This window comes from Caballeronia sp. INML2, from assembly GCF_023631365.1.
Taxonomy (GTDB): domain Bacteria; phylum Pseudomonadota; class Gammaproteobacteria; order Burkholderiales; family Burkholderiaceae; genus Caballeronia; species Caballeronia turbans.
Genome location: NZ_JALQDH010000186.1, coordinates 1 through 1,183 on the forward strand (window position 1 = coordinate 1; position 1,183 = coordinate 1,183).

The 1,183-nt window shown below is 66.3% G+C and carries 1 protein-coding gene; it reads right to left on the reverse strand.

The genetic code is table 11. The features are described from left to right. On the reverse strand, window positions 1–1,181 hold a 1,181-nt coding region (locus tag NCT32_RS36900; RefSeq protein WP_061122030.1), incomplete at its 3' end, for an acetyl-CoA C-acetyltransferase. Window positions 1,182–1,183 lie beyond the last annotated feature (2 nt).

Below are 1,183 nucleotides of genomic sequence, written 5' to 3' on the forward strand. Positions count from 1 at the left end.
TACAGACGTTCCACCGCCAGCGCCACACCCATGCCGCCGCCGATGCACAGCGACGCCAGGCCCTTCTTCGCATCGCGCTTTTGCATCTCGTGCAGCAGCGTGACGAGAATCCGGCAGCCCGATGCGCCGATCGGATGACCGATCGCGATCGCGCCGCCGTTCACGTTGATCTTCGACTGATCCCAGCCCATCTGCTTGTGCACCGCCAGCGCCTGCGCCGCGAACGCCTCGTTGATTTCCATCAGGTCCAGATCGTTCACCGACCAGCCCGCGCGCTCCAGACAGCGCTTCGATGCCGGCACCGGGCCCATGCCCATGATCTTCGGATCGACGCCCGCATTCGCGTACGCCTTGATGCGCGCGAGCGGCGTGAGGCCCAGCGCCTCGGCCTTCTTCGCCGACATCACGACGACCGCCGCCGCGCCGTCATTGATGCCCGACGCGTTCGCCGCCGTCACCGTGCCTTCCTTCGAGAACGCCGGCTTCAGGCCCGCGAGCGCTTCGGGCGTCACGCCGTGGCGCACGAATTCGTCGGTGTTGAACTGCAGCGGCTCACCTTTGCGCTGCGGAATCGCGATCGGCACGATTTCGTCGTCGAAGCGGCCCGCCTTCTGCGCGGCTTCCGCCTTGTTCTGCGACAGCGCCGCGAACGCGTCCTGCTGCTCGCGCGTGATGCCGAACTCCTTCGCGACGTTCTCCGCGGTCGTGCCCATGTGGTACTTGTTATAGACGTCCCACAGGCCATCGACGATCATCGTGTCGATGAGCTTCGCGTCGCCCATGCGAAAGCCGTCGCGCGAGCCCGGCAGCACGTGCGGCGCGGCGCTCATGTTTTCCTGACCGCCCGCGATGACGATTTCCGCATCGCCCGCGATGATCGCGTTCGCCGCGAGCATCACCGCCTTCAGGCCCGAGCCGCAGACCTTGTTGATCGTCATGCCGGGAACCATGTCGGGCAAGCCGGCCTTGATGAGCGACTGACGCGCCGGGTTCTGGCCCGAGCCTGCCGCGAGCACCTGGCCGAGGATCACTTCGCTCACCTGCTCCGGCTTCACGCCGGCACGCTCCAGAACAGCCTTGATTACCGTTGCGCCCAGTTCCGGCGCCGCGATCTTCGCGAGCGAGCCGCCGAACTTGCCTACCGCCGTACGCGCGGCCGATACGATCACTACGTCAGTCATTT